Source organism: Ruegeria sp. AF3 (assembly GCF_056536285.1).
On the sequence record NZ_JBQFJM010000001.1, the window covers coordinates 1,932,744 to 1,953,657 of the forward strand.

Below are 20,914 nucleotides of genomic sequence, written 5' to 3' on the forward strand. Positions count from 1 at the left end.
GGCCTAATTAGGCAGGTGGCGCAGGGGGGTCAACCCCTTTTTTCACGATTCTACGCGACAGGGTGGATTCATGTTCCGACCGACGTTATATCGCCGCCATGCAACAGAAACGCGATATCAGTTTGCCATTTGTTAAGATGCACGGGTTGGGCAATGACTTCGTCATTGTTGATGCGCGTGCGCAGGATGCTCTGATTACCCCGGCACTGGCCCGAGGAATCGGACATCGGCATTTTGGTGTGGGATTCGATCAGCTGGCCGTAATCGAAAACGGTGCGGCTGACGCGCATCTGGTGTTCTACAATTCGGATGGATCAACTTCGGCGGCGTGTGGCAACGCCACAAGATGCATCGCGCGAATGTTGATGGATGAGACGGGCAAAACCCAACTGTCGTTGACAACCGAACGTGGAACGCTTGTTGCGCAGGACGCAGGTGATGGGCTGACCTCGGTCAATATGGGTCTTCCTCAGTTGGAATGGCACGAAATTCCGTTGGCTGAAGAGATGGACACGCTGGAACTGCCAATCGAGGGCGCCCCGACAGCGACAGGTATGGGTAATCCGCACTGCACGTTCTTTGTTGAAAACGCCGCGGCGATTCCGCTGGCCGAGTTCGGCGCCCGCTATGAACACCATCCTTTGTTTCCCGAGCGCACCAATGTGCAGGTGGCTCAGGTCGTGGGTCCGGATCATATCCGCATGCGGGTGTGGGAACGTGGCGTGGGCATCACCCTTGCATCAGGGTCGTCATCCTGTGCAACTGCTGTGGCTGCGGCGCGGCGAGGGTTGGCGGGGCGAAAGGTGCAGATTGATCTTGATGGCGGAACCCTTTGGGTTGACTGGCGCGAGGATGGCGTCTGGATGACCGGGCCAACCTGCCACGTCTTCTCGGGCACGTTGTCGCCCGAGTTTCTAGGGACACTGGGATGAACCCGCCCAAATTCGCTACATTGGGTTGCCGCCTGAACGCCTATGAAACCGAGGCGATGAAAGAGCTGTCGCAACAAGCCGGACTGACGGATGCCGTGGTGATAAACACCTGTGCCGTCACGGCTGAGGCTGTGCGCAAGGCACGGCAGGAGATCCGGAAACTTCGACGTGAAAATCCGAACGCCCGGCTGATTGTTACCGGGTGCGCTGCCCAGACAGAACCCGACACCTTCGCGCAGATGGCCGAGGTCGATGCGGTGATCGGCAACACGGAAAAGATGCGGCCAGAAACCTGGAAAGGCATGGCCGCCGACTTTATCGGCGAGACCGAGGCCGTTCAGGTCGATGACATCATGTCTGTCACCGAAACGGCCGGGCACCTGATCGACGGGTTCGGCACACGCTCACGCGCTTATGTGCAGGTCCAGAACGGGTGTGACCATCGCTGCACCTTCTGCATCATTCCCTATGGCCGGGGCAATTCGCGCAGCGTGCCTGCCGGTGTTGTGGTGGATCAGATCAAGCGGCTGGTGGATCGGGGCTATCATGAGGTGGTGCTAACCGGCGTTGACCTGACCTCATGGGGGGCCGATCTGCCTGCGCAGCCGAAACCGGGCGATCTGGTGATGCGTATTCTAAAACTGGTGCCGGACTTGGCTCGCCTGAGGATCAGTTCGATCGACTCGATCGAAGTGGACGAGAATCTGATGCAGGCCATCGCAACCGAACAACGCCTGATGCCGCATCTGCACCTGTCGCTTCAGCATGGCGACGATCTGATCCTGAAGCGCATGAAACGCCGCCACCTGCGCGACGATGCCATTCGATTTACTGAAGAGGCCCGGAAACTGCGCCCCGACATGACCTTTGGTGCCGACATCATCGCAGGTTTCCCGACCGAGACCGAAGCGCATTTCGAGAACTCGCTGAAACTGGTTACCGATTGCGATCTGACCTGGCTGCATGTTTTCCCATATTCGAAACGCGAAGGCACTCCAGCGGCTCGCATCCCGCAACAGGTGAACGGAAATGTAATCAAGGATCGCGCCGCCCGTCTGCGTGCGGCTGGGGACGTTCAGGTCAGGAAACACCTGTCAGAACAGATCGGCAAAACCCACCTAATCCTGATGGAGAACCCGCATATGGGGCGGACGGAACAATTCACCGAAGTTACGTTCAATGCACCTCAGCCCGAAGGTCAGATCGTAACCGCCCGAGCCATTGGGGCGAATGATCACAGTTTGGTTGTCTGAAGGTCCGCAGCCTCGCCATCTGCGACAAGCAATTCTTCCATGAATACGCTTATCAGCTGCGCACGCCCGTCAACCCCGGCTTTGGCATAGATCGAGGTGGTCTGCGCGCGCACGGTTCCTACGGCCCGCCCCCGGATGCGCGCGATGTTTTCGTTATCCAGCCCTTTCAGAACCAATAGACCCACGTCACGCTCGGCGGTGGTAAGTCCCCAACGGTCGAAGAACGTGTTGATGACGACGCTCATTTCACCCTGCGCGGCCTGTAGGCCAAGCTTGGTCTGTTCCACCCTTGCCAGCAGGCGTCGAAGTTCAATCATGAAAAAAACAACTCCGGCAAGCAGAACAAATGCGACAAAAGCCTCAAGACTTACATGAGAAGGCCCCTCGCCTTCCTTCAAATCCAGAGCAACGTCGCCAAGGTAAAACACCACGCAAAGTACCTGAACAACGATCATTATCGACATAAGTACAGCCCGGTGAGCGTCTGCATCGCCGGGCCGCCAATGGCTGCTGATCCATTTGATCATTTGGTTGACCAGTCCTCAGGTATATTCTTCCGCCCTGTTATCATAGCTTTTGCCAAAGCGACACCTGTTCGCCGCTGATCAATGACAACCCCGGCAACATGCAGCAGAACAGACAGCATCAGCCAGTTGAAGGCCAGTTCGTGCAGATCTTCGACCCATTCGATGCCAAAGAACCGAACCGTCCCCATCATGAACCCTGTCACACACAAAGCCAGCAGTGTCGCCCAGAGGTTATAGACCATAAGGGCCCCCAGAGGGTTGTGTGAAAGGTGCACGCTTTGGTCACCCCGCCCCATGTCGCGCAGGTGGTTGAGTGCCGAACGGGGGCTGAAAGGGAAGGCTGCAAACCTGGCAAAAGCCGGACCCGTTAACCCCCAAAGCAACCGCAACAAGACCAAAGCCAGCACGACATAGCCCACATATTCGTGGAACGCGCCCTCGGGATTGGATATCGCCGCATTGATCAGAACGCACAAGGCTACGACCCAGTGAACCAGCCGGACCAAAGGATCCCAGACCTGAACTTCGTGGGCGCCTGTGCGCCCACGATGCATCAATTCTGTTTCGGACATTCTGGTTACTGATCCTCAATCTTGACGACTTTGCCGCTTGCGGGGTCGACGTAAACCTCGGCCAGTTTACCATCCTTGACGACATAGGCTTCGATCTTGCCGTCTTCCGCCTCGATTTTGCGGACATCGAATCCCATGCCCGTCAGCGTTTGCCGAATTTCGGCCTCGGATTTTCCAAGTTCCGCATTGGGTGCAAGATCCAGCGCCAATACCGGCGTTGCAAATAGAATTGAGGCAAAAAGAATAGGAAGTTTCATTGTCGTGACTCCGTGTTTCAGACAAACGGCAATTGATCAGCCGTTGTGGCTGATGTGCGCCTGTGAAGCTGTCCAATCCATTGACCCGGCGCTTATTTCGACCAAATAAGCGCGCGCTGATGGCGGCTTGGCAAAAGAAAACCCCCGCAACCTGACGGCGCGGGGGGCTGATTTAGTAAAATCCGGTAGGACGGATCGGATCAATCTTCCTTGCGGAGTTTGCCCTTGTGCGGCGCCCATAGACGCTTGTTGACCAGGTACAGCAGCACCGACAGAACGGTCAGGAAGATCACACCGACAAAGCCTGCGTTCTTGCGGTCTGTCAGCTTTGGCTCGGCTGCCCACATCAGGAATGCGGCAACGTCCTCGGCCATATGCTCGACCGTGTTCGAGTGCCCGTCTGCGAACTCGACCTGCTCATCAGCCAGCGGAGGCGCCATCGAAATCCAGCCGCCGGGGAAGGCAGTGTTTTCATAGAGCACCGCACCCGCCTCTTCTTTTTCGTGGCCGGTGTAGCCATGCAGCAAAGACGCGATGTATTCCGGTCCACCCATGCCTTTGACCAGCTGGTTGATGCCCAGGCCATAAGGCCCATGGAATCCGGCACGGGCCTTGGCCATCAGGCTCAGGTCAGGTGCGCCGACGCCGGTATTGGCCGGGAAGTGGTCGGTGGGAATCGCCGGACGGAAATCGTCCAGCTCGGGGTCGAAGACTTCGAAGTTGCCAGCCGCGTATGCGATGACTTCTTCTTCCGAGTAACCCAGCGCTTTCAGATCGCGCAGCGGCACATATTGCAGACCGTGGCAAGCCGCGCAGACCTCGGTATAGATCTGCAGGCCACGTTGCAGCTGATGCTGGTCCCAGGTGCCGAACGGGCCTTCGAACGAGAAGGCGAAATCTTCGATATGCTGCTCACCACCGCCTGCTGCAATGGAAGCAGCAGGGGTCAGGGCCAGAGCAAACGCGGCGCCGATTGCAAGTTTCTTGAACATGTTTCCGGTCCCTCTTCTTACTCGGCCGGCGTGGCGTCGGCGTCAGCCTTGCCATAATGCGCGTTGAAGTCTTCTTCGATGGTCTCGGGCTGGGCCAGAGGTTTTTCGATCACGCCGAGGATCGGCAGGATCACGAAGAAATAGGCGAACCAGTAGGCCGATGCGATCAGCGAGAAGGTCGCATAGGGTTCTTCCGCAGGCATCGCACCCAGCCACATCAGGGCAAAGAAGTCGATAATCAGCAGGTAGAACCACCATTTCAACATCGGACGGTACTTGCCCGAACGCACGCTCGACGTGTCCAGCCAAGGCGCCAGCGCCATGGCCAGGATCGCACCAAACATCGCCAGAACACCAAAGAACTTGGCGTCAACGATGCCACCGGTGATGAAGCTCGCGAACTGTACAACCCAGACCTCACCGGTAAAGGCACGCAGGATCGCGTAGAACGGCAGGAAGTACCATTCAGGCACGATGTGAGCAGGCGTAACCAGCGGGTTGGCTTCGATATAGTTGTCCGGGTGACCCAGATAGTTCGGCATGAAACCGACAACAGCCCAGAACACGACCAGGATCACGGCCAGCGCGAACAGGTCCTTGATCACGAAATACGGCCAGAACGGCAGCGTGTCTTTCTTCGCCTCGTCTTTCGAGCCGCGACGCACTTCAACACCTGTGGGGTTGTTGTTGCCGGTAGTGTGGAACGCCCAGATGTGCACCACGACCAGAGCCGCGATGATGAACGGCAGCAAATAGTGCAGCGAGAAGAAGCGGTTCAGCGTGGCGTTGTCCACCGCAGGTCCGCCCAGCAGCCAGGTCTGGATGGCATCGCCCACAAACGGAATGGCGCCAAACAGGCCGGTGATCACAGTCGCACCCCAGAAAGACATCTGACCCCATGGCAGAACATAGCCCATAAAGGCCGTGCCCATCATCATCAGGTAGATCAGCATACCGACGATCCACGTGATCTCGCGCGGGGCTTTGTATGAGCCATAGAACAAGCCGCGGAAGATGTGGATGTAGACCGCAACAAAGAACAGCGATGCGCCGTTCATGTGCAGGTAACGGATGAAGTAACCGCCATTTACGTTACGCATGATGTGTTCGATGCTGGCAAACGCCAGATCAACATGCGGCGTATAGTGCATCACCAGAATGATACCGGTGACAATTTGCAGCGCCAGGCAGAACGCCAGAACGATGCCCCAGATCCACCACCAGTTCAGGTTCTTGGGGGTTGGGATCATGAGGGTGTCATACAGCAGGCCAACAATAGGCAGGCGGCTGTTCAGCCATTTCTCGCCGTTTGTCTTCGGCTCGTAATGATCGTGGGGAATTCCGGACATAAGTTTGGGTCTCCCTTAGCCGAGTTTGATTGTGCCGTTGTCCACCCACTCTGCGGGCGGAATGGGCAAGTTCTCAGGCGCGGGGCCTTTGCGGATACGACCGGCAAGGTCGTAGTGTGAACCGTGGCAGGGGCAGAACCAGCCACCAAAGTCGCCTGCATCACCCAGAGGCACACAACCGAGGTGGGTACAAACACCCATCTGGACGACCCATGCACCCGGCGCTTCGCCTTCCGGCGACGGCATCACCCGGTTTGCGTCGGTCGCAGGGGCATCGGCGCTCAGGTTAAAGTTGCGGGCCAGCGGATCGGGCAGCGCATCAACACCTTCGGCGTCCTGTTTCTGAGCTTCCTGGATCTCTGCACCGGTGCGGTGACGGACAAAGACGGGTTTTCCCAACCATTTGACGGTCAGCTGCGTACCCGGCTCAACACCGCTCACATCCACACGGATCGAGGACAACGCCTGAACGTCTGCCGATGGGTTCATTTGGTTGATCAGGGGCCATACGGCTGCACCCGTTGCAACGACACCTGCGCCGCCAGCGACGTAGTACAGGAAATCTCTGCGGGTGCCTTCGTGGTCTTCTGCGTGGGACACGAGGTTATCTCCGATTGTCTGGCGCCCGCGGACGGGCAAATAGCTCGCGCACCGCACGAATGCGGTGTCTTAACCGCGCTTACTATCGGGGAGAATAGTGTTCGTCCAGCGTTCATAAACGCGCAATACGCCGCATGTGTCGTTTCCAGCAGCTGCGGACGGTGTTTTTTGGTGAATCTCGCGTGCGACTTTGTTGGCAACTTCGATTCATGCGCCATTGATTCGCTTACCCACCCTGTCTTCCGTCACCTGGATCAGGTATCTGGAGCCTGTCTCGTGGACCGCTGATTTGCGCCCCAAAGTACATAATCAAGACTTCGAAACGGGGATTGTTTTCAGCAAAAACATACTCGCTAAATAGATGATTTAAATTATAAATTGCACGCGCCCCACCTGTTGCACTTTCCGCGCGAATAAAGGACAGCGCAAAAGGCGTGCGAACTCCCGCAAGGAGACCCCAATGTCAAAGATCGTTCTGGCCGCTGCCTTGTGCACAATGGCCCTTCCCACTCAGACCCTTGCCGCGGGCGATCCCGCAAAAGGTGAGGCGATATATAACCGTTGTTCTTCGTGTCATGCGATCATCAAGGATGGTGAAGTTCTGGTCAAAGGTGGAATCACCGGCCCGAATCTGTACGGCGTCATCGGCCGCGTGGCCGGGTCCGAAAACGATTATCGCTATGGAAGCGAGCGCCTGCCGATTGGTATGTTCACGGACGACATGATCCGTGCCGGCGAGGAAGGTCTGGTCTGGACCGAGGAAAACATCGTTGCCTATGCGCAGGATCCTATCGGCTTCATCAAGGAATTTCTGGATGACGAAACTGCCCGTCCGAACATGAGCGTCAAACTCAAGAGCGGTGCGGACGATATTGCCGCCTATCTGGCGACTTTCAGCCCCCAGTAAACCCGGCGCCCGGTGCTGGCTACGCCTTGTGCATCAAGGCGGCCAGCCGGGCGATTTCACTGCCAAAGCCAGTGGATACCTGATCAGCAGCAGCATTTCGCGCACCCTCGGGTTTGTTCTGACCAAGCTTCCAGGTGCCCTGAATATCTTCAACACGCATGCGGCACGGTACGATCATGCGCGTCATCTTGTTCAGCGCGTCAGAGGACATTTTTCCCGTGACCCATGGGGCCTTGGGCAGCAGCCGCTTTTCGTAAAACGCCGATTGGCGGTCAAGCACGTCACGTAACTCGTCCTGCGGGCGCAGCTCAAGTTTTCCGATCAGGTGCACGGCGACATAATTCCAAGTCGGAACCTGATCTTCGACACCGTACCAATCCGGCGAAATATAAGCATCCGGCCCCTGCACCGCGATCTTCGCGTGCTGCGGCTCGCGCAGCGCTCGTACAATGGGGTTCGAGCGCACAAGATGCAGGTCAGCCAGTGAACCGTCTTCGGACAGCAGAAACGGGACGTGGCTTAATAGCGGGGCCTCTTCGGCAGAGAGTGCCAGAACGCCGAACGCCCGGTCGCGGGCGAATTCAACATGCCGGGCTCGATCCTCGGCGCGAAAAGCGGGGTTAGGGTGCATGAATGTCCTCCTGTCAATTCTCTTGCAGCGTCGGGCAGTTCTTGGCAAGGTCCGCCTCGTTCTCAGGGCGGGGCGGAATTCCCCACCGGCGGTATGCGGGCCACGGCCCGCAAGCCCGCGAGCGGCCCCGGCTTTCGGGGTGTCAGCAGATCTGGTGAGAGGCCAGAGCCGACGGTTACAGTCCGGATGAAAGAGAACGTGCAAGCCGCGCCGGTGAACCGGCGCGCCTGCTCGTGATCGCCTTGGGTGACGTGTCATGCCGGGCTGGCAGCGAAATGGGATCTGGTTCTCGCGACTGCCGGCAGGCCACCAAACTGAAAGGAGATCATGATGACACACACCCGCTATGCTTTTGTCAAAGCCAACTGGCATTCCGATATTGTTGACCGCTCGCTCGACGGCTTCCTCGAACTCGTCCCCTCGGAACAAGTCGATGTCTACGACGTTCCCGGCGCGTTCGAGATGCCCCTGCTGGCCCGTGATCTGGCCCGGACCGGGCGATATGCCGCCGTCGCCTGCGCTGCCTTTGTCGTTGATGGCGGCATCTACAGGCACGACTTCGTTGCGCAGGCCGTGGTCGATGGCCTGATGCGCGCCGGGCTTGATACAGGGGTTCCTGTCTTGTCGGTCTCGCTGACCCCGCACCAATATCAGGAAACCGATCATCACAATTCTATCTATCGCGACCATTTCGTACAAAAAGGGCGCGAAGCGGCTCAGGCCGCGCTGATGATCTCGGAACTCCGTGCGAAAATCGCGCAGGCCGCCTGATCTTCATCTTTTCGAAAATACTCAAAAATGCGCCGCCCGACGGGCGGCGTTCAAACCATCAACGGCCAAATCCGCTTGAGGCCGGGGGCCTTGCCCGCTAATCACGATCCGCAAAGGAGCACGCCCCATGTCGATGAACAGCTTTGGCCATCTTTTCCGCGTCACCACCTGGGGTGAAAGCCATGGGCCCGCCTTGGGCGCTACTGTCGACGGTTGCCCGCCGGGCGTTGCGATTGACGAGGCGATGATCCAGCATTGGCTAGACAAGCGCAAACCGGGGCAAAACAAGTTCACAACGCAGCGGCGCGAACCGGATCAGGTCAAGATCCTTTCTGGCGTGTTCGAAGGCCAAACTACAGGCACGCCCGTGCAACTGATGATCGAAAACACCGATCAGCGCTCGAAAGACTACGGCGACATCATGGACAAGTTCCGTCCGGGCCATGCCGATATCACCTACTGGCAGAAATACGGCATCCGCGATTATCGCGGGGGTGGGCGCAGTTCAGCCCGGGAAACCGCGTCGCGTGTGGCCGCGGGTGGACTGGCGCGCGAGGCCATCAAACAGATTGCGCCCAATGTGCAGATCACCGGCTACATGACCCAGATCGGTCCGCACAAGATCGACCGCTCCAAATTCGACTGGGCGCAGATTGAACAGAACCCGTTCTGGACGCCTGATGAACAGGCGGCCGGGGATTGGGCCATCTATCTGGATGATCTGCGCAAATCCGGCAACTCGGTCGGTGCCGTGGTCGAGGTTGTGGCACGCGGTGTCCCGGCAGGGCTTGGGGCGCCGATATACGCCAAGTTGGACACTGATCTTGCGGCCGCGATGATGTCGATCAACGCTGTCAAAGGCGTCGAGATCGGCGAAGGCATGGCTGCCGCCGAACTGACTGGTGAAGCCAATGCCGACGAAATCTTCATGGGTCAGGATGGCCCGCAATACAGTTCAAACCACGCAGGCGGGATTCTGGGCGGCATCTCGACCGGGCAGGACATTGTCGTGCGCTTTGCGGTCAAGCCGACCTCTTCGATCCTGACCACCCGCAAGACCATTACAAAATCCGGTGAAGAGACCGAGATCATCACAAAGGGTCGTCATGACCCCTGTGTTGGCATCCGCGCTGTCCCTGTCGGTGAGGCGATGATGGCTTGTGTCATCCTGGACCACCTACTGCTGCACCGTGGTCAGATCGGAGAAAACCGTGGACGGATCGGCTGATCTGCGCGCGCGTTTGCGTGCCGTTGTCGCGCAACGCATGGAAACTGATCCGGCCCATGACCTGGCCCATCTGGATCGTGTTTGGACCAATGCTCAGGCCATTGCAGACGCTCGGGCGGACATCCCCGTCCTGTTGGCAGCCTGTTATCTTCATGATCTGGTCAACCTACCCAAGAATGACCCGAACCGACAGTTTGCCTCACGTCAGTCAGCGGCTGAATCAGGGCCTATTCTGACAAAACTGGGCTTTTCCTACGATCAGGTTCAGGCCGCACAACATGCGATAGCGGCCCATAGCTTCTCGGCCAACATCCCACCTGAAACGCTGGAGGCCCGGATTCTGCGCGATGCGGATCGCCTTGATGCCTTGGGTGCCATCGGGATTGCGCGCACATTTTCTGTATCGGGTGCTTTGGGGCGTGTTCTCTATGATCCGGCTGATCCATTCGCAGAGGCGCGCCCGCTGGACGATCTGCGGTATTCGATTGATCACTGGAAGGTTAAGCTGTTGACCCTGCCGGACGACATGCTGACGGATGCAGGCAAGCAGATCGCGCAAGCAAGGGCAGGCCGGATGTTTCAGTTCCTTGAGGCTTTTGCAGCGGAAATCGGCGCATCGATACCGAACTCGTGGACCATCACCTGATCCACCCCGTTGATCTTTTTTCTACAAAGGCGCAGGGTCGCGCCGATGACAAAACCCTTAACATCGCATCGACCTTTGCTGGCTGTGGCGCTGAAGCTTGGCGCGCTGTTCCTGTTCACGTCGATGTCAGCCTTAGTCAAAGCCTTATCTGACGAATTCCCACCGGGCCAATTGGTGTTCTTCCGGTCCCTATTTGCTATTCCGGTCATCATTCTGTGGCTGATCGCGCGCCGAGAGCTGGCGCAAGGCTTTGTCGTCAAGAAACCCATGGGTCATTTCTGGCGCGGTGTTCTGGGGACCAGCGCCATGGGGTTGACATTCACTGGCCTTAGCCTGTTGCCTCTGCCCGAAGTTACCGCAATCGGTTATGCCACCCCGATTTTCACCCTGATTTTGGCCGCAGTGATGCTGGGCGAGCGCATCCGCATGATTCGCATCGGTGCCGTGGCACTTGGGCTGCTGGGCGTGATGATCATGATCTGGCCCAGGCTTGGCAGCACTCAGATGGAAACGGCTGCAACTATCGGAGCTCTGTGCGTACTGGGCGCGACTTTTGCCCGGGCCTTTGTGCAGATCCACATCCGCCAACTGGTCAAGGTCGATCACCCTGCTGCAATCGTGTTCTATTTCTCGCTGACCGCGACGTTGCTTTCGGCCCTGACGGCGATCTGGGGATGGACAATGCCAACTCTGACTCAGGCTCTAATACTGATCACCATGGGGTTAATTGGCGGAGTTGCGCAGATTTTGGTCACGTCCTCGTATCGCTTTGGACAGGCATCGATGCTGGCACCTTATGACTATGCAACAATGCTCTTTGCGATTGTGATAGGTTATTTCGTGTTTGATGAATTGCCTACCGTTGCGATCCTGATCGGGGCCGCATTGGTGATCGCAGGCAATGTTGTTGTGATCTGGCGCGAACACCAGCTGGGGCTTGAGCGTGGCAAGGCGCGTTCTGTCACAGACCCCAAAGCGTGACTTTACCTTTTGCATTCTTTCCCTAGGTTGGGCCGGACAATCAATGAGGTTCCCCAATGAGCGACGCGCAGGATCACAAGGAAAAGATGCAAAAGGTGCAGGCCCAGCACCGCAAGAAAGTGTCCGAGGCCGTCGACCCCGAACGCGGCCTTGTTCTGATCAATACCGGCAAGGGCAAAGGCAAGTCATCTGCGGCCTTTGGCGTTGTTATCCGCGCGCTTGGTTGGGGTCAGAAGGTCGCCGTGGTGCAGTTCATCAAGGGCAAGTGGAAAACCGGCGAGCGCCGTTTCTTCGAAGAACGTGATCTGGTCACCTGGCACACGATGGGCGAGGGGTTTACCTGGGATACACAAGACCGCGAGCGCGACATTGCAGCTGCCAATGCCGCCTTCGACAAGGCTTGCGCCCTTATGGCAAGTGGCGAATACGATCTGGTGGTTCTGGACGAGATCAACATCGCGCTTCGCTATGAATATCTCTCGGTCGAGCAGGTGATAGACGGGCTGAACGCGCGTTCGGACAAGACGAGTGTGTTCCTGACAGGCCGCGACGCACCGCAGGCGCTGCGTGATTATGCAGATCTGGTCACCGAGATGACCGAAGAAAAGCATCCGTTCCAGGCGGGAATCAAGGCCCAGCGCGGGGTGGATTTCTGAACCTTGCAATAGCGCAGCCCGTATTGCTGCGCAGTTATCCTCTGCCGCTTAGCACAGTTTCAAAGATATATCGCAACGACTTGCGTTGACGGACGGTGCCTTGTGCCCGGGCTTCTTCTGCGGTTGCGGTGTCCCGGTTCTGGCGATCAGCATAGGCACAATAGTCGCCTTCGCAACAGTTGCACCCGCACGCAACTAGCGCATCATGTCGGGCCATGATTTCGTCAAGCGTGTCTGTCATCTGTGACCTCACCCCGCACTGGGATAAATCTGATGAATTCAGTCAGCTTTTTCAAGTAAATTCACCCGACCGGTCGATACACTTCTCTGCTCTGAGCCGCCAATTTCTAAAACAGGCAGCTCAGCTTTTTTGGCAGTATTTGGACAAAGTTGCCAATGCAGAGGCACAGCGCTCAGGCAGCGACTTCCTGCTCGGGCGCGCTGAGCGAGATGACGAGAACCACGGCCGCACCGTTCAGCCAGTAGAACGCCGCATCCAATCCTGAAAACCCCAGTACACTAGGTGCAAACAGAAAGGTGATGCCGACAATAAGGTCCACGGCCAAGTGAAATTTGTAGGGTAGAACGCGCCAAATTCCCAAATGATGGTCGGTCAGAACCGTCAGGACAAAGGCGGCGACGCCAGTGACAACCGAAAGCCACAGCGCCAGCGGGTTGGACTGACCCAATCCCAGCAGGAATGGCAGTGTCATCAGGGCAATGGCAACCGGGTAGTCCAGATACGCGTGGACAGTGCGGGTAACGAAACGCAGGGACATAAGATTTTCCTCTTTTCAATCAGTGATGAAAGAAAGATAGAAAGCCTGACCCGAACGCTGAATTCTTGATCGTTTCAAAAATCTTGCAGATCGTACAGAATATTCGGCGTTTTAGTGCATGGACCTATATGCGGCTGGTGACAAGCCGACCTGCTTCTTGAAAACGCGGGAAAACGCGGCCTCAGAGGCATATCCAACTTCGGCTGCTGCATCTGCGACGTTCCATCGTGCCTCTGTAAGGCCATGGCACGCAATCTGCATGCGCCAGTCGGTGAGGTATTGCATCGGCGTCGTGCCCATCTTCTGGGCAAACAACTGAGAAAAGGCCGTGCGCGACATGCCGGATTCACGCGCCAGTGTCGCAACACTCCAGTCTTGCGCTGGCGCTTGGTGGAACGCCGTCAATGCGCGTGAGATGCGTGTATCCGCAAAGCCCGCAAGGGCGGTGTCCTGAGGGCTTTGCCGTTCCAGGTAGGTTCGGATCGCCTGCGCAAACAGAACTTCGGACAGCTTCAGGGCAATCAGATCGCCGCCAATACGGGCCCCGGACACTTCGGATCCAATCATGCGCAGGGTCGATTCCATCCACGATCCGGCCTCTTCGCCATAATTCTCGATCAGGATGTAGGGCGGCAGGCGGTCGATCAGCATATGCCCGGTGCCTTTTCGTCCTGCTGGGCCGGTGAATGAAAAATGACCGCAGATCAGTTGTGTGTCCCGGTCCTCGTCTGCACCGCCATAGACAAGAACGCCATCGCCCTTGTAGCCGGCAATCTCAAGAACCTGTTCCAGAGGAAGCGCATCCAGTGGCCTGACCTCGGCACACAACAACGCATGTGGCGCCCCATGAGGGATCAGGATCAGGTCCCCCTGCCGCAACCGCAACGTTTCCCCGGTGGATGAGACATGGACCTTGAGCTCACCCCGTTGAACAAAATGAAACCGCGCGACGTTTTCGAATTCCGGCACCTGAATACCAAATGGTGGTGTGAACGACGTGCGGAAGTAGAACGTGCCACGCAGGGACAGGCGGGTGAGAATATCGCTGAGTAGATCCAACATGTGTTGAAAATACGGGAACTGATCCGATCGTCCAGATCACGGAACGCTTTGCACGACAATTTGCACGATCTGCAACAAAAACCCCGCCGAAGCGGGGTTTTGCAAGTTATTACGAGCGGACCAGCTTTTCGTAATCTTCTGCGATTTCGCGGGTCAGGTCGCCGACTTCGAAAGTGTAATCGCCGATTTGCCCGACCGGAGTGACCTCGGCCGCGGTTCCGGTCAGCCAGCACTGTTCGAAATCAGCCATTTCTTCGGGCTTGATGCGCCGCTCATGCACAGTGATGCCTTTATCCTTCAGCATCTGAATGACGGTCTGGCGGGTAATGCCGTTCAAGAAGCAATCCGCCAGCGGGGTGTGAACCTCTCCATCCTTGACGAAGAACACGTTGGCACCTGTTGCTTCGGCCACGTAACCACGCCAGTCCATGAACAGCGCGTCCGAGCATCCCTTGGCTTCGGCCTTGTGCTTGGAAATGGTGCAGATCATGTAAAGGCCCGCAGCCTTGGCGTGAACCGGGATGGTTTCCGGGCTGGGGCGTTTCCATTCGGCGATGTCCAGTTTTGCGCCCTGCATCTTGGCGTCGCCATAGTAGGCACCCCAAGGCCAGACCGCGACGGCCATCCGTACCGGGTTGCGGGCCGACGCCACGCCCATGTCTTCGCCAGACCCGCGCCAGACCAATGCGCGGACATAGGCATCCTGAAGGCCACTGGCTTTCAGGGTCTCTTCCTTGGCTGCTTCAATCTGATCGACAGAATAAGGCATCGGCATGTCCAGTGCCTCGGCGCTGGCGATAAGACGTTCGGAATGTTCGCGGCTTTTGAAGATCTTGCCGCTATAAGCGCGTTCCCCCTCGAACACGGATGAGGCATAGTGCATCGCGTGGGTCAGAATATGCACATTGGCATCGCGCCAGGGCACCAGCTTGCCATCCATCCAGATGACACCGTCACGATCATCATACCCTGCCATGCGAAACCTCCTGAACCGGGTTGAATTTCCGATTGTTGCGCTACTTAGGTCCGATGCGGACACAATGTTGCGCAAAAACTGCGATTCGATACCGCTCTGCCCTTGGAATGTCAATAACGCTGACATAAAGTCGAACCCGAGTAACGAATGAGGCATGATATGTCCGAAATCCGCCCGGCCCCGCGATATGGGGGCGAAAGCCTGTTGTTTTTGACGGATGAACAATTGCGGCAGGGGATCGAGGCCATGTTCTTCGCCTATCGCGGCTTTACCGCGGATCCCGATCGTATCCTGTCCGAAATGGCCTATGGCCGCGCCCATCACCGCGCGATCCATTTTATCAATCGCGCTCCGGGCACCACGGTGAACAACTTGCTGGCGATCCTCGGGGTTACAAAACAGTCTCTGAACAGGGTCCTTCGGACGTTGATCGAGGATGGTCTGGTGGAAAGCCGGGTCGGAACCGTGGACAAACGCGAACGGCATCTATTTCTGACGGAAAAGGGCGAAACGTTGGAGGCCACGTTGTCAGATGCGCAACGAACAAGAATGCGCGCGGCCTTCAAGGATGCCGGTCCGGAGGCCGTGGCCGGGTTTCGCAAAGTGCTTGAAGCAATGATGGATGCTGATATGCGTCATGCCTATACGAAATTGCGGGATACGACATCATGAGCGAAATAGATGCACATTTGCTGATTGTTGATGATGACGAACGCATTCGCGATCTACTCAAGAAATTCCTGATGCGAAACGGGTTTCTGGTGACGGCGGCACGGGATGCGGCCCATGCGCGGCGGGTTTTGTCGGGGTTGGATTTCGACATGATCGTCATGGATGTGATGATGCCGGGCGAAGATGGCGTCAGTCTGACCAGGTCGCTGCGTGACACTCATACGACGCCGATCCTGTTACTAACCGCCAAGGGCGAGACCGAGCATCGGATTGCAGGGCTTGAAGCCGGGGCGGATGATTATCTCGCCAAACCTTTCGAGCCGAAAGAGCTGCTACTGCGGATCAATGCGATTCTGCGCCGGATGCCGGAAACCCCGGCCGAGGAAACAGCGGCGAAGATCCTGCATCTCGGCCCCATCCGGTATGACATTGAACGCGGTGAAATGTGGCAGGGCGAAAGGCCAGTCCGCCTGACCGCGACCGAAAGCCAGCTGATGAAAATCTTTTCGGCCCAACCTGGTGAGCCAATCAGCCGCGCAAAACTGGTGGAAGATCTGGGCCGGGATAAAGGACAGGCACAGGAACGTGCGGTGGACGTGCAGATCACCCGCCTGCGCCGGAAGATCGAACAGGACCCGAAACAGCCCCGGTATCTGCAGACAGTCCGGGGCGCGGGCTATATGCTGGCGCCCGATTGAATGAGCCGCTGTGCGGCGATTTAAGCCTTCGGCGAGGATATTTTAGCCAGATGAAGATGGGATCCCGATGAAAACCGCCCTTTTGACACATGCCGATTGCCTTGGACATGTCACACCGCAAGGTCATCCGGAACAGGTGGCGCGGCTGGAGCATATCCTGCACGCGCTTGAAGGACTTGACCTGAAGCGCGTGACCGCTCCACTGGCGGCAGACGATGATTTGCTGCGTGTTCATCCCGAAAGCCATATCCGAGACATCAGATCGTCACGCCCTACTGACGGGTTTGCGCAAATCGACGGGGACACCTTCATGTCACCGGGTTCCGTGGATGCGGCCTATCGTGCGGCTGGTGCGGCGGTACGGGCCGTTGATCTGGTTTTGGGCGGTGAGGCGCCGAACGCCTTTTGTGCCATTCGCCCACCGGGGCACCACGCCGAAGCCGAGAAAGCTATGGGGTTCTGCCTGTTTGGCAATGCGGCGCTGGCTGCGAAACATGCGCTGGATTACCACGGGCTGAAGCGGGTCGCAGTGGTCGATTTCGACGTTCATCATGGCAACGGCACGCAGGACCTGCTGTGGGATGAAGATCGGGCCCTGGTAATCACGAGCCAGCAGATGCCGTTATGGCCAGGATCGGGCCGCCCGGACGAGACAGGCGCTTACGATAACGTTCTGAACATCCCGCTTGCCCCGGGCACCGGCGGGGCTGAGATGCGATCCGCCTATGAAACGCAGGCCTTTCCGCGCCTGCGGGCATTCCGGCCGGAACTGATCATCATCTCGGCCGGGTTCGATGCGCATCAGGACGACCCTCTGGCCAATCTGAACTGGTCGACTGGCGATTTCGCTTGGATCACGGCAGAGCTGTGCGGGATAGCCGATGAGGTATGTCAGGGCCGTATCGTCTCGACTCTGGAGGGCGGGTATGATCTGAACGCACTGGCCGAGGCGGCACGCGCCCATGTGGAAGAACTGATGAAGGCAGCACGATGACCGATACCCCAGTTGAGCAGATGACATTCGAGCAGGCCATGAAAGAGCTTGAGGCCGTGGTTGGCCAGCTTGAACGCGGCGATGTGGCGCTGGATCAGTCGATTGCGCTGTATGAACGCGGGGCCGCTTTGAAAAAGCGTTGCGAGGACGAGTTGAAGCGGGCCGAGGAAAAAGTGGCCGCGATCACTCTGGACGCGAATGGCCAACCGACCGGGACAACACCTGTCGAAGGTCAGTAAATGTTTCAGGAAAGACTGGCGCAGGACGCGGCGCGCCTTCAGGATCATTTTGACCTGATAATGGGCGCGCTGGACGATCTGGATGTGACACGGGCAATGGCCTACGCCACCCGGGGCGGTAAACGGCTGCGCGGGTTTCTGGTTCTGGAAAGTGCGCGTCTGCACCAAATCGACGAGTCCCGCGCGATCTGGCCCGCGACCGCGATCGAGGCCCTGCACGCCTATTCTCTGGTTCACGACGATCTGCCCTGCATGGATGACGACGACCTGCGGCGCGGACGTCCCACGGTTCACGTGAAATGGGGCGAAGGCACGGCTGTACTTGCCGGGGACGCGCTGCAGACACTGGCCTTTGAGCTGTGCACCCGGCCCGAGGTTGGAGGTGGAGACGTTCGCGCTGATCTGGCACTGACACTGGCCGGGGCAAGCGGTGCGCAAGGTATGGTTTTGGGGCAGGCGCTTGATATCGCGGCGGAAACCGCTTCTGAGCCTCTGACGCTGAATGCGATAACACGGCTTCAGGGCGGCAAAACGGGCGCTTTAATCGAATGGTCCGCCTGTGCGGGTGCGCGTCTGGCGAAAGCGGATCCAGAGCCCTTGCGCCAATATGCCCGGGCCCTTGGTCTTGCTTTTCAGATTGCAGACGACATCCTTGATGTTGAAGGTGATGCGACAAAGGCAGGCAAACGTCTTCAGAAAGATGCGGATGCGGGAAAGGCTACTTTCGTATCGCTTCTGGGTTTGGATGCTGCCAGAACCCGCGCCAGTGAACTTGTTGATCAGGCCTGTGCCGCACTGGACGGGTATGGCCCGACGGCAGAAACCTTGAAGGAAGCCGCTCGCTTCGTTATTGCCCGGGACAGCTAAGCCAGGAACGCGCCAAATGTCTGACCGCCCCAAAACGCCCCTGCTGGACCTTGTGAACCGCCCCGCTGATCTCAAGCGGTTCTCGGACGCGCAACTGCATCAGGTTGCGCAGGAATTGCGGGCCGAGACGATTTCGGCGGTTTCTGTCACCGGGGGGCATCTGGGCGCGGGTCTGGGCGTTGTGGAACTGACGACCGCGCTGCACGCAGTTTTCGACACGCCGCGCGATAAGATTATCTGGGATGTTGGCCATCAGTGCTATCCGCATAAAATCCTGACCGAACGGCGCGACCGCATTCGCACGTTGCGTATGAAAGACGGCCTGAGCGGTTTCACCAAGCGCAGCGAAAGCCCCTATGACCCGTTTGGCGCCGCGCATTCCAGTACGTCCATCAGCGCCGCTTTGGGTTTTGCCGTTGCGCGTGATCTGGGCGGTGTGACTCCGGAAGGGTTGGGCGACGCGATTGCCGTGATCGGTGATGGATCGATGTCCGCAGGCATGGCCTTTGAGGCGATGAATAACGCAGGTCACCTGAAGAAACGCCTGATCGTCATTCTGAATGACAATGAGATGAGCATCGCTCCCCCGGTAGGTGCCTTGTCCAGCTATTTGTCCCGAATCTACGCCGAGGCACCATTCCACGATCTGAAGGCGGCCGCCAAGGGCGCTGTTTCACTGTTGCCCGAACCGTTCCGCGAAGGGGCCAAGCGCGCCAAGGAAATGCTCAAGGGTATGGCCGTGGGCGGAACCCTGTTTGAAGAGCTTGGGTTTTCCTATCTCGGGCCCATTGATGGGCATGACCTGGATCAGCTGCTGCCGGTTCTGCGCACCGTCAAGGCGCGGGCAACCGGGCCGATCCTGATCCACGTCTTGACCAAGAAGGGCAAAGGGTACGCACCAGCCGAACAGGCCCGCGACAAAGGCCACGCGACTGCCAAATTCGATGTGGTCACGGGTGAGCAGAAAAAGGCTCCGTCAAACGCGCCTTCTTACACGTCTGTCTTTGGCAAGGCTCTGGTGGATGCGGCCACGCACGATGACAAGATCGTCGCAGTGACTGCCGCGATGCCCGATGGCACCGGGTTGGGCCTGTTTGCCGAACGGTACCCGTCGCGCTGTTTCGATGTTGCGATTGCCGAGCAGCACGGCGTGACCTTCTCAGCGGCGCTGGCGGCAGGGGGGATGAAACCATTCTGCGCCATGTATTCGACCTTTTTGCAGCGGGGGTACGACCAGGTTGTGCATGACGTCGCAATTCAGCGCTTGCCCGTTCGGTTTGCCATTGATCGCGCAGGTTTGGTGGGCGCTGACGGTGCCACCCATGCCGGGTCGTTCGATATTGCTTATTTGGCCAATCTACCGGGCATGGTCGTCATGGCCGCTGCGGATGAGGCGGAATTGATGCACATGGTGGCAACCGCTGTTGCGCATGATGAAGGGCCGATCGCCTTCCGCTATCCGCGCGGCGAAGGTGTTGGAGTGGACTTGCCCGAACGCGGTGAGGTACTGGAGATCGGCAAAGGCCGCATGATCCGAAAAGGCGCGCGCGTCGCACTTTTGTCTTTTGGCACGCGGCTGGCTGAAGTTCAGAAAGCAGCCGAGTCTCTGACCGCCAAAGGCATCAACCCAACCATCGCCGACGCCCGCTTTGCCAAGCCGCTGGATCGGGACCTTATCCTGGATCTGGCTGCGGATCATGAGGCGTTGATCACCATCGAAGAAGGCGCTGTTGGCGGATTTGGCAGCCATGTAGCACAGCTTCTGGCGGATGAGGGTGTTTTTGACCGGGGCTTGAAATACCGCTCGATGGTCTTGCCCGACATCTTCATCGATCAGGCCAGCCCTGCGGATATGTATGCCGTTGCGGGTATGAATGCCGAGCAGATCGAAGCCAGGGTGCTGGATGTTCTGGGCGTAACCTCGATCAGTGAAAAGCGCGCGTAATACCGGTGCTGCCTTACCCTTCTTTGGTTTTGCCGCTTACCAAAAGCAGGAGGCGATAGGCGACCCAGAACCAAGCGGGTATACATAGCGACACGAGGACCCTTTATTGCGGTTTATCTTGTCATGACAGAATCGCCGCTGTTTCAAAGATGATTTGAAGCGATAAGACACCGATTCAGACATCACCAGCTCATTAGGCGGCTGCTTCCATATTTTCTTTGGGAAGAAATGGTGCCCAGGAGAGGACTCGAACCTCCACGTCCATACGGACACTAGCACCTGAAGCTAGCGCGTCTACCAATTCCGCCACCTGGGCAGGTGTCGTGGAGCGGCGTTTAAGCTGACTGGCGGGGGGCGTCAACCGGATTCTGAATGAATTT

25 protein-coding genes, 1 tRNA gene and 1 riboswitch are annotated in these 20,914 nt (G+C 57.8%); of the genes, 14 read left to right on the plus strand and 12 right to left on the minus strand.

Going from position 1 to position 20,914, the window contains the following annotated elements:
- The first annotated feature begins 98 nt into the window (after nucleotides 1–98).
- Both dapF and mtaB read left to right on the plus strand, forming a co-directional pair.
- Nucleotides 99–932 carry a diaminopimelate epimerase gene (dapF, locus tag ACR3FC_RS09735; RefSeq protein WP_480474553.1) on the plus strand — a complete coding sequence of 278 codons (834 nt, stop codon included), beginning with the start codon at nucleotides 99–101 and terminating at the stop codon, nucleotides 930–932.
- Nucleotides 929–2,185, plus strand: a complete 1,257-nt coding sequence (gene mtaB / locus ACR3FC_RS09740) for a tRNA (N(6)-L-threonylcarbamoyladenosine(37)-C(2))-methylthiotransferase MtaB (RefSeq protein WP_480474554.1) — start codon at nucleotides 929–931, stop codon at nucleotides 2,183–2,185. Before dapF ends, mtaB begins: the two co-directional genes overlap by 4 nt.
- Here the strand turns inward: mtaB and ACR3FC_RS09745 are convergent.
- From ACR3FC_RS09745 to petA, 6 genes are all read right to left on the minus strand, one after another.
- Nucleotides 2,167–2,712 (minus strand): helix-turn-helix transcriptional regulator, encoded by a 546-nt coding sequence (locus ACR3FC_RS09745; protein WP_480474556.1) that lies wholly within the window; start codon nucleotides 2,710–2,712, stop codon nucleotides 2,167–2,169. The genes mtaB and ACR3FC_RS09745 overlap by 19 nt on opposite strands.
- The gene (locus ACR3FC_RS09750) at nucleotides 2,709–3,284 is read right to left on the minus strand and encodes a cytochrome b/b6 domain-containing protein (protein ID WP_480474557.1); all 576 of its coding nucleotides are present in this window, start codon (nucleotides 3,282–3,284) and stop codon (nucleotides 2,709–2,711) included. Before ACR3FC_RS09750 ends, ACR3FC_RS09745 begins: the two co-directional genes overlap by 4 nt.
- A 5-nt stretch (nucleotides 3,285–3,289) precedes the next feature.
- Nucleotides 3,290–3,541 (minus strand): PepSY domain-containing protein, encoded by a 252-nt coding sequence (locus ACR3FC_RS09755; RefSeq protein ID WP_480474559.1) that lies wholly within the window; start codon nucleotides 3,539–3,541, stop codon nucleotides 3,290–3,292.
- Between the two features lie 200 nt (nucleotides 3,542–3,741).
- The gene (locus ACR3FC_RS09760; RefSeq protein ID WP_480474560.1) at nucleotides 3,742–4,533 is read right to left on the minus strand and encodes a cytochrome c1; all 792 of its coding nucleotides are present in this window, start codon (nucleotides 4,531–4,533) and stop codon (nucleotides 3,742–3,744) included.
- Nucleotides 4,534–4,550: 17 nt separating this feature from the next.
- The gene (gene petB, locus ACR3FC_RS09765; RefSeq protein ID WP_209506969.1) at nucleotides 4,551–5,882 is read right to left on the minus strand and encodes a cytochrome b; all 1,332 of its coding nucleotides are present in this window, start codon (nucleotides 5,880–5,882) and stop codon (nucleotides 4,551–4,553) included.
- Nucleotides 5,883–5,897: 15 nt separating this feature from the next.
- On the minus strand, nucleotides 5,898–6,482 hold the full coding sequence (gene petA, locus ACR3FC_RS09770) for a ubiquinol-cytochrome c reductase iron-sulfur subunit (RefSeq protein WP_267363183.1): 585 nt from the start codon (nucleotides 6,480–6,482) through the stop codon (nucleotides 5,898–5,900).
- A 460-nt stretch (nucleotides 6,483–6,942) separates the two neighbouring features.
- Between petA and ACR3FC_RS09775 the strand changes: the two genes are divergently transcribed.
- Nucleotides 6,943–7,389 carry a c-type cytochrome gene (locus tag ACR3FC_RS09775; RefSeq protein WP_480474561.1) on the plus strand — a complete coding sequence of 149 codons (447 nt, stop codon included), beginning with the start codon at nucleotides 6,943–6,945 and terminating at the stop codon, nucleotides 7,387–7,389.
- A 19-nt stretch (nucleotides 7,390–7,408) separates the two neighbouring features.
- On the opposite strand, the gene ACR3FC_RS09780 is transcribed toward ACR3FC_RS09775, so the two are convergent.
- On the minus strand, nucleotides 7,409–8,020 hold the full coding sequence (locus ACR3FC_RS09780) for an FMN-binding negative transcriptional regulator (protein ID WP_480474563.1): 612 nt from the start codon (nucleotides 8,018–8,020) through the stop codon (nucleotides 7,409–7,411).
- Nucleotides 8,021–8,074: 54 nt separating this feature from the next.
- Nucleotides 8,075–8,222, plus strand: a riboswitch (FMN riboswitch).
- 128 nt (nucleotides 8,223–8,350) lie between these two features.
- On the opposite strand from ACR3FC_RS09780, the gene ACR3FC_RS09785 reads away from it, so the two are divergent.
- The 5 genes from ACR3FC_RS09785 to cobO all read left to right on the plus strand — a co-directional run bounded on the left by ACR3FC_RS09785 (nucleotide 8,351) and on the right by cobO (nucleotide 12,302).
- Complete coding sequence (locus ACR3FC_RS09785; RefSeq protein WP_480474565.1) at nucleotides 8,351–8,791, plus strand: 6,7-dimethyl-8-ribityllumazine synthase; 441 nt, start codon at nucleotides 8,351–8,353, stop codon at nucleotides 8,789–8,791.
- Between the two features lie 127 nt (nucleotides 8,792–8,918).
- A complete protein-coding gene (gene aroC / locus ACR3FC_RS09790) occupies nucleotides 8,919–10,019 on the plus strand; it encodes a chorismate synthase (protein WP_480474567.1) in 1,101 nt (366 codons plus the stop codon).
- Nucleotides 10,003–10,665, plus strand: coding sequence for an HD domain-containing protein (locus ACR3FC_RS09795; RefSeq protein ID WP_480474569.1), 663 nt, complete (start codon nucleotides 10,003–10,005; stop codon nucleotides 10,663–10,665). The genes aroC and ACR3FC_RS09795 overlap by 17 nt, the downstream gene beginning before the upstream one ends.
- A gap of 45 nt (nucleotides 10,666–10,710) precedes the next feature.
- Nucleotides 10,711–11,646, plus strand: a complete 936-nt coding sequence (locus tag ACR3FC_RS09800) for a DMT family transporter (protein WP_480474571.1) — start codon at nucleotides 10,711–10,713, stop codon at nucleotides 11,644–11,646.
- Between the two features lie 56 nt (nucleotides 11,647–11,702).
- Nucleotides 11,703–12,302 (plus strand): cob(I)yrinic acid a,c-diamide adenosyltransferase, encoded by a 600-nt coding sequence (gene cobO / locus ACR3FC_RS09805; protein WP_480474573.1) that lies wholly within the window; start codon nucleotides 11,703–11,705, stop codon nucleotides 12,300–12,302.
- A gap of 34 nt (nucleotides 12,303–12,336) precedes the next feature.
- Here cobO and ACR3FC_RS09810 read toward each other — a convergent pair whose 3' ends face one another.
- The 4 genes from ACR3FC_RS09810 to ACR3FC_RS09825 form a co-directional block, all read right to left on the minus strand.
- Nucleotides 12,337–12,543: a hypothetical protein gene (locus tag ACR3FC_RS09810; RefSeq protein WP_480474574.1), complete on the minus strand. Its 207-nt coding sequence runs from the start codon at nucleotides 12,541–12,543 to the stop codon at nucleotides 12,337–12,339.
- 172 nt (nucleotides 12,544–12,715) lie between these two features.
- Nucleotides 12,716–13,081 carry an SPW repeat domain-containing protein gene (locus ACR3FC_RS09815; protein ID WP_480474576.1) on the minus strand — a complete coding sequence of 122 codons (366 nt, stop codon included), beginning with the start codon at nucleotides 13,079–13,081 and terminating at the stop codon, nucleotides 12,716–12,718.
- Nucleotides 13,082–13,192: 111 nt separating this feature from the next.
- The gene (locus ACR3FC_RS09820) at nucleotides 13,193–14,143 is read right to left on the minus strand and encodes an AraC family transcriptional regulator (protein WP_209598922.1); all 951 of its coding nucleotides are present in this window, start codon (nucleotides 14,141–14,143) and stop codon (nucleotides 13,193–13,195) included.
- A gap of 109 nt (nucleotides 14,144–14,252) precedes the next feature.
- Nucleotides 14,253–15,119, minus strand: coding sequence for a branched-chain amino acid aminotransferase (locus ACR3FC_RS09825; RefSeq protein WP_480474578.1), 867 nt, complete (start codon nucleotides 15,117–15,119; stop codon nucleotides 14,253–14,255).
- A 159-nt stretch (nucleotides 15,120–15,278) separates the two neighbouring features.
- On the opposite strand from ACR3FC_RS09825, the gene ACR3FC_RS09830 reads away from it, so the two are divergent.
- The 6 genes from ACR3FC_RS09830 (at nucleotide 15,279) to dxs (ending at nucleotide 20,534) form a co-directional block, all read left to right on the plus strand.
- The gene (locus tag ACR3FC_RS09830; protein ID WP_480474579.1) at nucleotides 15,279–15,791 is read left to right on the plus strand and encodes a MarR family winged helix-turn-helix transcriptional regulator; all 513 of its coding nucleotides are present in this window, start codon (nucleotides 15,279–15,281) and stop codon (nucleotides 15,789–15,791) included.
- Nucleotides 15,788–16,489, plus strand: a complete 702-nt coding sequence (locus ACR3FC_RS09835; RefSeq protein ID WP_480474581.1) for a response regulator — start codon at nucleotides 15,788–15,790, stop codon at nucleotides 16,487–16,489. Before ACR3FC_RS09830 ends, ACR3FC_RS09835 begins: the two co-directional genes overlap by 4 nt.
- A gap of 67 nt (nucleotides 16,490–16,556) precedes the next feature.
- Nucleotides 16,557–17,483, plus strand: coding sequence for a histone deacetylase family protein (locus ACR3FC_RS09840; RefSeq protein WP_480474583.1), 927 nt, complete (start codon nucleotides 16,557–16,559; stop codon nucleotides 17,481–17,483).
- Complete coding sequence (locus ACR3FC_RS09845) at nucleotides 17,480–17,722, plus strand: exodeoxyribonuclease VII small subunit (RefSeq protein WP_120634800.1); 243 nt, start codon at nucleotides 17,480–17,482, stop codon at nucleotides 17,720–17,722. Before ACR3FC_RS09840 ends, ACR3FC_RS09845 begins: the two co-directional genes overlap by 4 nt.
- On the plus strand, nucleotides 17,723–18,589 hold the full coding sequence (locus ACR3FC_RS09850; protein WP_480474585.1) for a polyprenyl synthetase family protein: 867 nt from the start codon (nucleotides 17,723–17,725) through the stop codon (nucleotides 18,587–18,589).
- A gap of 16 nt (nucleotides 18,590–18,605) precedes the next feature.
- The gene (gene dxs, locus ACR3FC_RS09855; protein ID WP_480474587.1) at nucleotides 18,606–20,534 is read left to right on the plus strand and encodes a 1-deoxy-D-xylulose-5-phosphate synthase; all 1,929 of its coding nucleotides are present in this window, start codon (nucleotides 18,606–18,608) and stop codon (nucleotides 20,532–20,534) included.
- A 229-nt stretch (nucleotides 20,535–20,763) separates the two neighbouring features.
- On the opposite strand, the gene ACR3FC_RS09860 is transcribed toward dxs, so the two are convergent.
- A tRNA-Leu gene (locus ACR3FC_RS09860) sits at nucleotides 20,764–20,850 on the minus strand.
- Nucleotides 20,851–20,914: the final 64 nt, after the last annotated feature.